The organism is Serratia symbiotica (assembly GCF_000821185.2).
Classification (GTDB): Bacteria; Pseudomonadota; Gammaproteobacteria; order Enterobacterales; family Enterobacteriaceae; genus Serratia; species Serratia symbiotica.
In genome coordinates this window covers 1,670,990-1,683,028 of the sequence record NZ_CP050855.1, presented here as the reverse complement: position 1 = coordinate 1,683,028, position 12,039 = coordinate 1,670,990, and the positions used below count along the sequence as shown (strand labels likewise).

Here is a 12,039-nt window from a genome sequence, read left to right as displayed (position 1 = left end):
TATTTTATTTACCATTTTGGCCCTGGGCCATGCTCACCCTCCTCACGTACTCCGTGTACGCTGCGGTAGTTGCGTGCTGTCCCTGTGCAAACGGGCTGCCACAATACACGTTTACTGGGATAGGCTCTTATTCGCCGCTGGCGGCAGCACCCGTGTGCTGGAGTAATGATTGAAGCGTTTCAGGACGGCCAAATAGCGGGGGAAATTGCAGTTTGGTATTGCGTATGCCAATAATCCCACGATAATCAGATAAACACCTTAATTAACAGCGGCCAACATCGATGGAAATTCGCGTATTTCGACAAGACGATTTTGAAGAGGTCATCACCCTGTGGGAGCGGTGCGATCTGCTGCGGCCATGGAACGATCCGGAGATGGATATTGAGCGTAAGCTGAATCACGATGCTGATCTGTTCTTGGTGGCGGAAGTGGGTGGCGAGGTGGTGGGTTCAGTGATGGGGGGGTACGATGGCCACCGTGGTTCGGCCTATTATCTGGGAGTACATCCTGATTACCGTGGGCGTGGTATTGCCAACGCATTGATTAGCCGTCTGGAAAAGAAGCTGATCGCCTGTGGTTGCCCAAAGATCCAACTGATGGTAAGTGAAGACAATGACAGCGTGGTCGATATGTACGAAAAGCTCGGTTACGAGCTTCAGGACATTGCCAGCCTGGGTAAGCGACTGATCGAAGATCAAGAATACTGAGTTGCGCCCCAGGCAGCGAATTGCGGCAGGGCGCTCCTCGTAACCTATACCATTGAGGTTAAAGAGTAATAAGATGAATATTCGCCCACTATTATTAGGGTTGCCGCTGCTACTCACTGGCTGTTCGGCCCTATCCAATTTTTCCTGGCCCAGCCGATGGCCGTTCAACGGGTTGGGCAGCAACCTTGAAGTCAGCGCCAAGGGCGTTGGCGATCTCAACGCCAGCACGCCAATGTTGCAAAGCGCCATCAATGCTGGGTTGGGCGGCAACTATCGCCTACGCGGCGGCATGGCGACCCGCAATGGCCAGGTCGTTGCCTATTATCAGGCACTGTCCGGCGATAAAGTGAAGCTGGTGATTATTGGTCAACCCAAGGGCCGGGTGCAGCAGGTGGAGATCATGGATCAAAATGTGGTGACCGTATGGGGCAGCAAGCTTGGCACGCCGTTTAGCAATATGTACAGCAAGGCGTTCGGTGCCTGTAAACTTGCTACCGACGAAGACGCTGGCAAGGTGGCGTGTATAGCGGAGCAAAGCAAGTATGTCACCTACATTTTCAGCGGCAAATGGGCCGGTTCGCAGGAGATCATCCCGCCGGACGACACGCTGAAAAACTGGGCCATCAGCAAGATTATCTGGCATGCTAACCCACAGGTCTGAATGAAATCTCGCTGAACTCCTTAGCCAGAAGGAACCCAATAATGATAGGCATAACACCGCCTACAAAAAACTGGCTTTATCAATGCTAAGCGTGGATGGTAGGTCACCGCTCACTACCTTAGCTTTAGGAAGGGGGGGCTGGTTGCTGGTGAGACATCATCCCCGCCATAGACAGTGACAAATTCACCCCCAGAAAACCTGCTTCTCGCCTGCCTTATAGCATTTTATGCTTGAAAATCACTAAACGGTATATAAAAGCGTTACAGCTCTGCAGTGAGTTATAAATACACTGACTCCATTAAGATGAAAGCCGGATAAATTGACTCAGCGAGCTAAGGTGCATAATGAAACAAACTGCGGTAAAAAATATCGTGCTGAAAGGATGGCTGGCTGCCGCGCTGTTAGCCAGCGGTGCTGCGTCGGCAGCGGAATTGCTGAACAGCTCTTATGACATTTCCCGTGAGTTGTTTACCGCGCTGAACAGCGGCTTTGAACAGCAATGGAACCAGCAGCATCCGCATGACAAACTGACGATTAAGCAGTCCCACGCTGGTTCCTCCAAGCAGGCGCTGGCGATCCTGCAAGGGTTGCGTGCGGACGTGGTGACCTATAATCAGGTGACCGATGTGCAGATCCTGCATGACCGTGGTCAACTGATCCCGGCTGGTTGGCAGTCCCGCTTACCCAACAACAGTTCGCCATTCTATTCCACCATGGCGTTCTTGGTGCGCAAGGGCAACCCGAAAGGCATCCACACTTGGCACGATCTGGTGCGTGACGATGTGAAGCTGGTGTTCCCAAATCCAAAAACTTCCGGTAATGGCCGTTACACCTATCTGGCCGCTTGGGGTGCTGCTAGCCAGGCTGATGGTAACAATCAGGCCGAGACCCGTGCCTTTATGACTCGTCTGCTGAAAAATGTGGTGGTGTTCGACACTGGTGGTCGTGGCGCGACCACCACTTTTGTTGAACGTGGCCTGGGTGATGTGCTGATCAGCTTTGAGTCGGAAGTAAACAACATTCGCCAGCAGTACGGTGCAGACAAATATGATGTGATGGTGCCACCCGTGGATATTCTGGCGGAGTTCCCAGTGGCTTGGGTGGATAAAAATGTTGAGAGAAATGGCAATATGCAGGTCGCCAAGGATTATCTGCATTACCTCTACAGCCCAGCGGCGCAGCAGGTGATCACTCGCTTCTATTATCGCGTCTATGATCCAACAGCGATGGCAGCGGTGAAGGGACAGTTCCCGGACACACGGCTGTTTCGGGTGGAAGATCAATTTGGTGGCTGGCCTCAAGTAATGAAAACCCATTTTTCCACCGGCGGCGAGCTGGATCAGCTATTAGCGGCAGGACATAAGTAAATGTTGTCATGGTCCGGGAAGCGGGTTCTGCCTGGATTTGGTCTTAGCCTCGGAAGTAGCCTATTTTACACCTGCCTGATCCTGTTGCTGCCGCTCAGCGCGCTGGTGATGCAGTTGGCGCAGATGAGCCTGGCGCAGTATTGGGCGGTGATTTCCAATCCTCAGGTGGTGGCAGCGTATCAGGTGACACTGCTGGCGGCGGGTGTTGCCAGCCTGTTCAACGCGCTGTTCGGCATGCTGATGGCCTGGATACTGACTCGCTATCGTTTTCCTGGCCGTTCACTGCTGGATGGTTTGATCGATCTGCCGTTTGCGTTACCAACGGCGGTGGCCGGTTTGACGCTGGCCGGGCTATTCTCCACCTCCGGCTGGTATGGTCAATGGTTGGCGCATTTCGATATCAAGGTCAGCTTTACCTGGTTGGGTATAGCGGTGGCGATGGCGTTCACCAGCCTGCCGTTTGTGGTGCGCACCGTTCAGCCGATTCTGGAAGAGCTGGGGGCGGAATATGAGGAAGCGGCCGAAACTTTGGGGGCTACCCGTTGGCAGAGCTTCCGCCGTGTGGTGCTGCCGGAAATGGCCCCGGCATTGCTGGCTGGCACAGCTATCTCCTTCACCCGCAGCCTGGGGGAATTTGGTGCAGTGATTTTTATTGCTGGCAACATCGCTTGGAAGACGGAAGTAGCCTCGCTGATGATTTTTGTGCGCCTGCAAGAGTTCGACTACCCGGCAGCCAGTGCTATCGCTTCGGTGATCTTGGCAGTGTCGCTGTTGTTGCTGTTTAGCATTAACGTTTTGCAAAGCCGTTTTGGTCAACGCATCGGGGGAACTGGTGGCTGATATTTCCGCTTTCAACGCTGTCGAGCGTCCCAGTATCAACTGGGCCAAATGGTCGCTGATCGCCATCGGTATGCTGTTCTCGGTGTTACTGCTGGTGGTGCCCATGGTATCGATTTTTGCCGAGGTTTTCTCCAAGGGTATCGGCGTGATATGGAGCAACCTGATCGATCCAGACATGTTGCACGCCATTTGGCTCACGGTTGTGATCGCGTTGTTCACTGTGCCGTGCAACCTGATTTTTGGCACACTGCTGGCGTGGTTGGTGACACGTTTTACCTTTCCAGGACGCCAGTTGTTGCTGACCCTGATCGATATCCCGTTAGCCGTATCGCCAGTGGTGGCGGGGCTGATTTACCTGCTGTTTTACGGCAGCAACGGCCTGCTAGGCGGTTGGCTGAATACGCATAGCATCCAGATTATGTTCTCTTGGCCGGGCATGGTGTTGGTGACGATCTTCGTCACCTGCCCATTTGTGGTACGCGAACTGGTGCCGATGATGCTCAGCCAGGGTAGCCAGGAAGACGAGGCCGCCATAATGCTGGGTGCATCTGGCTGGCAGATGTTCTGGCGCGTCACGCTGCCTAACATTCGCTGGGCGCTGCTGTATGGTGTGGTGCTGACCAATGCGCGCGCCATCGGTGAGTTTGGTGCAGTCTCGGTGGTATCCGGTTCAATTCGTGGTGAAACCTATAGCTTGCCACTACAGGTTGAACTGCTACAACAGGATTACAACGCCGTAGGCTCTTATACTGCTGCCGCGTTGCTGACCTTGATGGCGATAGTGACCCTGTTTTTGAAAAGCGCTTTGCAATGGCGTTTGGAACGCCAGAACGCACGGTTCGAACGGGAGGCGAATCATGAGCATTGAGATTAACGGCATTAACAAATCCTTTGGCCGTACCAAGGTATTGAATGATATCTCGCTCGATATTCTTTCCGGCGAGATGGTGGCGTTGCTAGGGCCATCGGGTTCCGGTAAAACCACGTTGCTGCGCATTATTGCCGGGCTGGAGAGCCAAAGTAGCGGTAAGCTGGGCTTCCACGGTACCGATGTTAGCTATATGCATGCGCGCGATCGCCGCGTGGGCTTTGTATTCCAGCACTACGCCTTGTTCCGCCATATGACGGTGTTCGATAACATCGCCTTTGGTTTCAGCGTGTTGCCGCGTCGTAAACGCCAGAGTGCGGCGGCGATCAAACAGAAAGTCACCCAATTGCTGGAGATGGTTCAGTTGAGCCACTTGACTAACCGCTATCCATCGCAGTTGTCCGGTGGCCAGAAACAGCGCGTGGCGCTGGCGCGTGCCTTGGCGGTGGAGCCACAGATCCTGCTACTCGATGAGCCTTTTGGCGCGCTGGATGCGCAGGTGCGCAAAGAATTGCGTCGCTGGTTGCGTCAGTTGCATGAAGAGTTGAAGTTCACCAGCGTGTTTGTAACTCACGATCAGGAAGAGGCGATGGAAGTGGCTGACCGCATCGTGGTGATGAGCCAGGGCAATATTGAACAGGTTGGTTTGCCAGAAGCGGTTATACGGGCACCGGCGAGTCGCTTCGTATTGGAGTTTATCGGTGAAGTGAACCGCTTTAGTGGTGAAATCCGGGGTTCACAGTTGTTCGTTGGTGCGTACCAGTGGCCGTTGTTGTTCCAGCCGGTGTATCAGGGCAGCGTTGATTTGTTCCTGCGTCCGTGGGAAATAGAAGTGGCTAGCGAGAGCACTGAGCGTTGCCCGCTGCCAGTGCAGGTGTTGGAAGCGAGTCCTCGGGGGCACTTTTGGCAACTGACCGTGCAACCGATCGGTTGGCATCAGGGGTTGCTCAACGTGGTGTTGCCGGAAGGTGATGCAACGCCTGTGCGCGGTGGCCGTTATTACGTTGGTAGCCTCAATGCGCGCCTGTATGCTGGCGATCAATTGCTGCAACCTATTGCGTTGGCCAAAAGCGCCTGATAGCTTTAACGGTTAATAAATTTCATTTTAAAGGCAATCCTGGGGTTGCCTTTTTACATTATGTACCTCAACACACAGGACAAGATTGTGACAACGCTGGAACAATGTATCGGGAATACCCCTCTGGTAAAACTGCAACGGCTGGCCGCCGCAGCCGGCAGTGAAGTATGGGTCAAACTGGAAGGCAATAACCCGGCAGGTTCAGTGAAGGATCGCGCTGCGCTGGCGATGATCCAGCAGGCGGAACTGCGCGACGCGATCAAACCTGGTGATGTGCTGATCGAGGCCACCAGCGGCAACACCGGTATTGCGTTGGCGATGATCGCTGCGCTAAAAGGCTATCGGCTAAAGCTCCTGATGCCGGAGAACATGGGCCTGGAGCGTCAGGTGGCGATGCGCGCTTACGGTGCTGAACTGATTATGGTTAGTTGCGAGAAAGGCATGGAGGGCGCGCGCGATCTGGCGTTGGAAATGCAGCAGCAGGGGCAAGGAAAAGTCTTGGATCAATTCAATAACCCGGACAACCCATATGCCCATTTTTCCACCACCGGCCCGGAAATTTGGCACCAGACCGCAGGCCGTATAACGCATTTCGTTTCCAGCATGGGTACTACCGGCACCGTTACCGGCGTGGGCGGTTACTTGAAAAGCCAAGATCCGCAGGTGCAGATTATCGGCTTGCAGCCAGCACAGGGCAGTAACATTCCCGGTATTCGCCGCTGGACACCGGCCTACCGACCGGGCATCTTTCGACCAGACCTGGTGGATCAGGTGTTGAATATTGAACAATGTGATGCCGAGCAAAAGATGCGCCAGCTGGCGCAACTGGAAGGTATCTTTTGTGGTGTTAGTTCTGGCGGCGCGGTGGCCGGCGCGTTGCGTATTGCGGCGGACAACCCTGGTAGCTTGGTTGTGGCGATTATCTGTGATCGTGGCGATCGCTATATCTCCACTGGGGTGTTCAACTGAGCGCAGCATGTGGTCTGTAGCTTAACTGAAGCGCTGATAATCATCGGCAAGGGCATTGGTTAATCTCCCCTACATTGCAGGCATAAAAAACGGCATTTTTAAGCGTAATGCTTGTCAGTTAAGCTTTTGAGGACGCCGCAACGGGTAACGTTGCGGCTTCTTTTTTACCGCTCTTGGATAATGTCTTTGCCGTCGGGCTGGCAGGACGAAGCTTTCAGCCATCGCCAGGATTTCATTCATCACTTTCGGCACCTTTCCCGGAGCCACCGCTGGCAGTATGCTCAGTTGCGCTGTTAGATACAGTGCAGCCTGTTTAAACCCTATCTGGTAAGGCTCCACGTTTTTCAGGCTGTAAGCCATCTGTGCCATCATGAACCTCAGCAGGTTATAAGCCAGCACTACACCCCAGAGTTCCTGTCTTATTAGCTCTGGCTTTCTGCTTCTCAGCGTCAGTTCATTTTGCAACAGATGCTGTTTCATTTCTCTGAAGCCCTGCTCGATTTCCCAACGCTGCCCGTAAAGGTCAACGATATCAGCTTTAGGGTAACGTAACGGATCGCACATTGACGTCAGGATCTGTATTGTTTTTCCGTTGATTTCTTTACTTATCAACCTCGCCGTCAGTGTTTGAGGCGCATCTTTCCATTTCTTACGGGCCTGAGGGGGTAAGCTGAGTTCGACCAGTTCATGTCCTGCACCCAGCTTCTCGCGCACCTGATACTGCGCGCCTTTGCGCAGTGGGATCATCCAGTGTTTTTCTGTTCCTGATGACCACCAGTGGTGAAGCAACCCGAGTGCATAGAAGCCTTTATCCAGTATCGTCAGTGAGTGGTCCTGCGTCTGCCCGGCCAATTGAGCGGCAAGGTCAACTTCGCTGGTTTCTGACACGCTGCCAAAGCTCACACCGGATAACAGATGACTGGTCACTTCCATCTGACAGACCATACGCAGCTGTGGCCAGTCGGACTGGGCATACTCATTAGCTGTTCGTCCAAAAGCAGCATCATTTTCCGGCGTGTCCGGTGTTCTCCACAGAGTGCCGTCTACAGCCATCAATGTCAGACCGTTCCAGTGGGATAACGGTGTTTTCTCGAACCAGAGTTGGCGTGTTTTCTCGAAAACCAGTCTAACCACATCTTCCCCGAGCCGCTGACGGGCTTGTACCACGGCGCTGGGTGCGACAAAAGGACGCTTACCCGGCAGCATAATATCGAGATGTGAAACCAACTGATTCATGGAAAATGAGCGGAACAAGGACATACCGGCGACAGCCCAGACCATCATCTCCATGGGGAGACGGCGCTTGCGAAGCGTCACGACCCCGGTATCAGCCAGGCACTCATCGATAAGCTCAGGTGAGAGCAAATCAGACAGTGCAGCAAACTCTTTAGGAGAGAATTTAAGAACGGCATCAAGCGCCTGACTCAGTAACATAAAAAAATCCGTAATCTCAGGGAGATTACGGATTTTCACACAGAGGTAGGATCGTTCAAGTGATCCTTAACTGATCGGCATTACATTTTTAAGCGCCGTTTTTTATGCTGATTGACAATTACTTTCTGATGCGGATGATCGGGGTTTCGCCGGCAATAACATTGCCAGAAAGTTTAATCAGCTCTTTGAGTTCGTCCATGTTGGAGATGACAACTGGAGTCAAGATTGACTTGGCTTTCTCTTCCAGCACGGGCAGGTTGAACTCGATAATGATATCACCTTTTTTGACATGCTGGCCTTCTTCAGCAATACGCTTAAAGCCTTCGCCTTTCAACTCAACGGTATCGATACCGAAATGCACGAACAGCTCAATACCGTTGTCGGATTCGATAGAGAAAGCATGGTTGGTTTCGAAAATTTTGCCGATAGTGCCGTCAACAGGGGCAACCATTTTATTGCCGGAAGGTTTGATGGCAATACCATCACCAACGATCTTTTCAGCGAATACGACATCCGGCACATCCTCAATATTGACGATTTCGCCAGAAAGGGGGGCGATGATCTCGATAGTACCCGTATCTTTCTTGTCATCAGAAACCAGTGATTTCAGTTTATCGAACAACCCCATGATATTCTCCTAAGCATTAAATTGGGCTGCGCTCCCACGTTCCAGTACTGTGGAAGTTTAGCAGAGCGTTTTTTCTTCGATGAATATATTCACGCAATTCATTAGGTCTTGTGCTGTTGGCTGTGCCAAGACCTGCGCTGCCAGCGCTTGCACATCTGTAAAATTGGTATTCCGAATGATTTTCTTGATGCGTGGGATTGAGATCGCACTCATACTGAACTCATCCAGCCCCATGCCTAATAACAGTAGTGTAGCACGTTCATCGCCAGCCAGTTCACCGCACATGCCCGTCCATTTCCCCTCTGCGTGCGATGCATCAATAACTTGTTTGATCAAGCCAAGCACTGACGGGGATAACGGATTATAAAGATGAGAAATCATCTCATTGCCGCGATCGACTGCCAGAGTATATTGGGTGAGATCATTTGTTCCAATACTAAAGAAATCAACCTCTTTTGCCAAATGGTGGGCAATTGACGCTGCGGCGGGTGTCTCCACCATCACACCCACTTCGATGGCTTCATCGAACGCTTTACCTTCTTCGCGTAATTGTGCTTTCAACTTGTCGATTTCGTCTTTTAGATCGCGCACTTCTTCCACGGAAATAATCATCGGGAACATGATGCGCAATTTACCGAATGCTGAAGCGCGCAGGATGGCGCGTAGCTGGGCGTGCAAGATCTCTCTACGATCCATCGCGATGCGGATGGCGCGCCAGCCAAGGAACGGATTCTCTTCCTTCGGCAGGTTCATGTACGGCAGGTCTTTGTCGCCGCCGATGTCCATGGTACGGATGATCACTGCCTGCGAACCCATGGCTTCCGCAACGGCTTTGTAAGCCTGGAACTGCTCGTCTTCAGTCGGTAGCGTATCACGATCCATAAACAGGAATTCAGTACGATACAGGCCGATGCCTTCAGCGCCATTGCGCTCGGCACTAGCAACATCGCGTACGGTGCCGATATTGGCGCAAACTTCAACCTGATGGCCATCTAGCGTAATCGCGGGTAGATCTTTCAGCTTAGCTAGATCGTTTTTCTCAGTGATGTACTGACTCTGGGCGGTTTTTAACTGATCGATAACTTCAGCAGTGGGGTTAACGTAAATCTTGTTGTTAATCGCATCCAGGATCAGGTAATCACCGGTTTTCACCTGCTTGGTCACATCGCTGGTGCCCACAATGGCTGGCAGCTCTAGAGAGCGTGCCATGATGGAGGTGTGCGAAGTGCGGCCACCTAGATCAGTGATGAAGCCCAACACTTTTTTCAGGTTTAACTGTGCGGTTTCAGACGGGGTCAAATCGGTGGCCACTAGGATCACTTCGTCTTGAATAGTACTCAGATCGACGATAGGCATGCTGAGCATGTTGCGCAGCAGGCGCTTGCCGATGTCGCGTACATCGGCTGCACGCTCTTTCAGATATTCGTCGTCCAACTCTTCCAACGCATGCGCTTGGCTTTCGATCACGGTGTAGACCGCTGCATCGGCAGTGACATGTTCATCTTTGATTAGGGCTATGATTTCCTGCTCAAGCTCTTCGTCTTCCAGCAACATGATGTGGCCTTCGAAGATTGCTTCTTTCTCTTCGCCGAAGGTTTCGCCTGCTTTGGCCTTGATCACTGCCAACTGTTCAGATGCTTTGGCGCGGCCAGAAAGAAAACGTGAGACTTCCTGCTCTACATGATCTGTAGAGATTTTCTTTCGGTTGATGACAATTTCATCTTCTTTCAGTAGGAGAGCCTTACCAAAAGCGATACCTGGTGATACTAAAATGCCTGAAATCATAACCCTACCTTACTCTTGACTGGTGTTAAGTAACAAAGACGGGCCAATTACTCAAGCTCTGCCATCAGTTTTACCAAGTGCTCAACGGCTTTCTGCTCATCTTCACCAGTAGCTTCGATGGTCACTATGGTACCTTGAGTTAGGCCCAGAGTTTGCAGTTTAAACAGGCTTTTGGCGCTGGCGCTTTTACCGTTAGAAGTCACGGTGATGTCAGAGGTGAAGCCTTTGGCTTCTTTTACGAACTGAGCGGCAGGGCGGGTGTGCAGACCATTCGGAGCAGTAATAGTAATTTCTTGCTGAAACATTGATATTTCCCCAACTTATTAGAAGTAATTGTTGTGGTACTAAAATTTAGCCCACGAGCATGAGTCTAGTTTCTCTGGTTTTAGCGCCTGACTACGGCAAGTGTTGATGCAACAGAAAACGACACGTTAGGCACTGTAAACCAGAAAATTTGATTTTTGACGTCGTTTCAACCAATCCCTATTATGCCTGTTCTAGTGCCTCGGCGACAAACAAGTAAAACGATTCAGCCCTAAGCCAAAAAAAAGGGCGATTAATTTTGCACATCGAAATAATGCACCGTTAAATACTAAAGCCAGCGCACAAAATCAATCTTTGACTGCTATAAAATTTGATCCAGCCCACAAAAAAGCACCTTGAAAGGCGCTTTTTTTAACTTTTTGTGCTTTGTGAGCCTCATGGCTGCAATTCTTGTTTGGTGAATAAACCAGCGAACAAAGCGGTGCTGAGATAGCGCTCGCCGGAAGACGGCAGGATCACCACGATGGTTTTGTCGGCGAAGTCGGTTTCTTCGGCCAGTTTTACCGCCGCCACCACTGCCGCACCGGAAGAAATCCCTGCCAGAATACCTTCTTCGTTCATCAGGCGGTGCGCCATGTTGATGGCCTCATCGTTACTGATTTGCTCGACACGATCCACCAGAGCCAAATCAAGGTTGCCTGGAATAAAGCCTGCACCAATACCCTGGATCTGGTGTGGGCCTGGTTTCAGCTCTTCGCCAGCTAGCGCCTGGCTGATCACCGGAGAGTCGCTTGGCTCCACCGCTACCGTGGTGATTGCCTTGCCTTTGGTGTGCTTGATGTAGCGGCTGACACCAGTCAGGGTACCGCCAGTGCCTACGCCGGAGATAAATACGTCTACCGTACCAGCGGTATCTTCCCAGATTTCCGGGCCAGTCGTTTTCTCATGGATCGCCGGGTTAGCCGGGTTGCTGAATTGCTGTAGGATAATATAACGGTCTGGATCAGTGGTAACGATTTCTTCCGCTTTGGTGATGGCACCTTTCATGCCTTTTGCGCCTTCGGTTAACACCAGGTTAGCTCCCAGTGCTTTGAGTAGCTTGCGGCGCTCAATGCTCATGGTTTCCGGCATGGTTAGCGTCAGCTTATAGCCGCGTGCCGCAGCAACAAAGGCCAGTGCGATGCCGGTGTTGCCGCTGGTTGGCTCTACCAGCTCTTTGCCAGTGGTCAGGATACCGCGTTGCTCAGCGTCCCAAATCATATTGGCACCAATGCGGCATTTGACACTGAAGCTTGGGTTGCGTGATTCAATCTTGGCTAAAATGCGCCCGTTGCCGATATGGTTCAAACGAACTAGCGGTGTATGTCCGATGGTTAAAGAGTTATCTTCATATATTTTGCTCATAAGTTTGTTCTTTAACTCTATGAAAATGTAAGGA

At 51.8% G+C, this 12,039-nt stretch carries 12 protein-coding genes; 7 read left to right on the top strand and 5 right to left on the bottom strand.

Annotation, left to right across the window (positions count from 1 at the left end; all coding sequences use genetic code 11):
- The first annotated feature begins 281 nt into the window (after positions 1 to 281).
- From SYMBAF_RS08385 to cysM, 7 genes are all read left to right on the top strand, one after another.
- Positions 282 to 707 (top strand): GNAT family acetyltransferase, encoded by a 426-nt coding sequence (locus SYMBAF_RS08385; protein WP_040265043.1) that lies wholly within the window; start codon positions 282 to 284, stop codon positions 705 to 707.
- Between the two features lie 73 nt (positions 708 to 780).
- Positions 781 to 1,368: an RpoE-regulated lipoprotein gene (locus SYMBAF_RS08380; protein ID WP_040265044.1), complete on the top strand. Its 588-nt coding sequence runs from the start codon at positions 781 to 783 to the stop codon at positions 1,366 to 1,368.
- A 344-nt stretch (positions 1,369 to 1,712) separates the two neighbouring features.
- The gene (locus SYMBAF_RS08375) at positions 1,713 to 2,735 is read left to right on the top strand and encodes a sulfate ABC transporter substrate-binding protein (RefSeq protein WP_040265045.1); all 1,023 of its coding nucleotides are present in this window, start codon (positions 1,713 to 1,715) and stop codon (positions 2,733 to 2,735) included.
- The gene (gene cysT, locus SYMBAF_RS08370) at positions 2,736 to 3,575 is read left to right on the top strand and encodes a sulfate/thiosulfate ABC transporter permease CysT (protein WP_040265046.1); all 840 of its coding nucleotides are present in this window, start codon (positions 2,736 to 2,738) and stop codon (positions 3,573 to 3,575) included.
- Positions 3,568 to 4,443: a sulfate/thiosulfate ABC transporter permease CysW gene (gene cysW, locus SYMBAF_RS08365; protein WP_040265047.1), complete on the top strand. Its 876-nt coding sequence runs from the start codon at positions 3,568 to 3,570 to the stop codon at positions 4,441 to 4,443. The genes cysT and cysW overlap by 8 nt, the downstream gene beginning before the upstream one ends.
- Complete coding sequence (cysA, locus tag SYMBAF_RS08360) at positions 4,433 to 5,521, top strand: sulfate/thiosulfate ABC transporter ATP-binding protein CysA (RefSeq protein ID WP_040265048.1); 1,089 nt, start codon at positions 4,433 to 4,435, stop codon at positions 5,519 to 5,521. The genes cysW and cysA overlap by 11 nt, the downstream gene beginning before the upstream one ends.
- A gap of 87 nt (positions 5,522 to 5,608) precedes the next feature.
- Entirely contained in the window at positions 5,609 to 6,490 is an 882-nt protein-coding gene (gene cysM, locus SYMBAF_RS08355; RefSeq protein ID WP_040265131.1) for a cysteine synthase CysM, read from the top strand.
- Between the two features lie 114 nt (positions 6,491 to 6,604).
- Here the strand turns inward: cysM and SYMBAF_RS08350 are convergent, their stop codons facing one another.
- The 5 genes from SYMBAF_RS08350 to cysK all read right to left on the bottom strand — a co-directional run bounded on the left by SYMBAF_RS08350 (position 6,605) and on the right by cysK (position 12,005).
- Entirely contained in the window at positions 6,605 to 7,924 is a 1,320-nt protein-coding gene (locus tag SYMBAF_RS08350) for an IS4 family transposase (RefSeq protein WP_040263633.1), read from the bottom strand.
- Positions 7,925 to 8,042: 118 nt separating this feature from the next.
- Positions 8,043 to 8,552 (bottom strand): PTS glucose transporter subunit IIA, encoded by a 510-nt coding sequence (crr, locus tag SYMBAF_RS08345; protein WP_040265049.1) that lies wholly within the window; start codon positions 8,550 to 8,552, stop codon positions 8,043 to 8,045.
- 57 nt (positions 8,553 to 8,609) lie between these two features.
- Positions 8,610 to 10,337, bottom strand: coding sequence for a phosphoenolpyruvate-protein phosphotransferase PtsI (gene ptsI, locus SYMBAF_RS08340; protein ID WP_040265050.1), 1,728 nt, complete (start codon positions 10,335 to 10,337; stop codon positions 8,610 to 8,612).
- A gap of 47 nt (positions 10,338 to 10,384) precedes the next feature.
- Positions 10,385 to 10,642 carry a phosphocarrier protein Hpr gene (gene ptsH, locus SYMBAF_RS08335; RefSeq protein WP_040265052.1) on the bottom strand — a complete coding sequence of 86 codons (258 nt, stop codon included), beginning with the start codon at positions 10,640 to 10,642 and terminating at the stop codon, positions 10,385 to 10,387.
- Positions 10,643 to 11,036: 394 nt separating this feature from the next.
- Entirely contained in the window at positions 11,037 to 12,005 is a 969-nt protein-coding gene (gene cysK, locus SYMBAF_RS08330; RefSeq protein WP_040265053.1) for a cysteine synthase A, read from the bottom strand.
- Between the last annotated feature and the right edge of the window lie 34 nt (positions 12,006 to 12,039).

Bases quoted from the DNA above. Each gene is read 5' to 3' on its own strand.
- SYMBAF_RS08380 (WP_040265044.1), top strand. From the start codon at position 781: ATGAATATTCGCCCACTATTATTAGGGTTGCCGCTGCTACTCACTGGC.
- SYMBAF_RS08375 (WP_040265045.1), top strand. From the start codon at position 1,713: ATGAAACAAACTGCGGTAAAAAATATCGTGCTGAAAGGATGGCTGGCT.
- cysK (WP_040265053.1), bottom strand. From the start codon at position 12,005: ATGAGCAAAATATATGAAGATAACTCTTTAACCATCGGACATACACCG.
- crr (WP_040265049.1), bottom strand. From the start codon at position 8,552: ATGGGGTTGTTCGATAAACTGAAATCACTGGTTTCTGATGACAAGAAA.
- ptsI (WP_040265050.1), bottom strand. From the start codon at position 10,337: ATGATTTCAGGCATTTTAGTATCACCAGGTATCGCTTTTGGTAAGGCT.
- SYMBAF_RS08385 (WP_040265043.1), top strand. From the start codon at position 282: ATGGAAATTCGCGTATTTCGACAAGACGATTTTGAAGAGGTCATCACC.
- SYMBAF_RS08350 (WP_040263633.1), bottom strand. From the start codon at position 7,924: ATGTTACTGAGTCAGGCGCTTGATGCCGTTCTTAAATTCTCTCCTAAA.
- cysT (WP_040265046.1), top strand. From the start codon at position 2,736: ATGTTGTCATGGTCCGGGAAGCGGGTTCTGCCTGGATTTGGTCTTAGC.
- cysA (WP_040265048.1), top strand. From the start codon at position 4,433: ATGAGCATTGAGATTAACGGCATTAACAAATCCTTTGGCCGTACCAAG.
- ptsH (WP_040265052.1), bottom strand. From the start codon at position 10,642: ATGTTTCAGCAAGAAATTACTATTACTGCTCCGAATGGTCTGCACACC.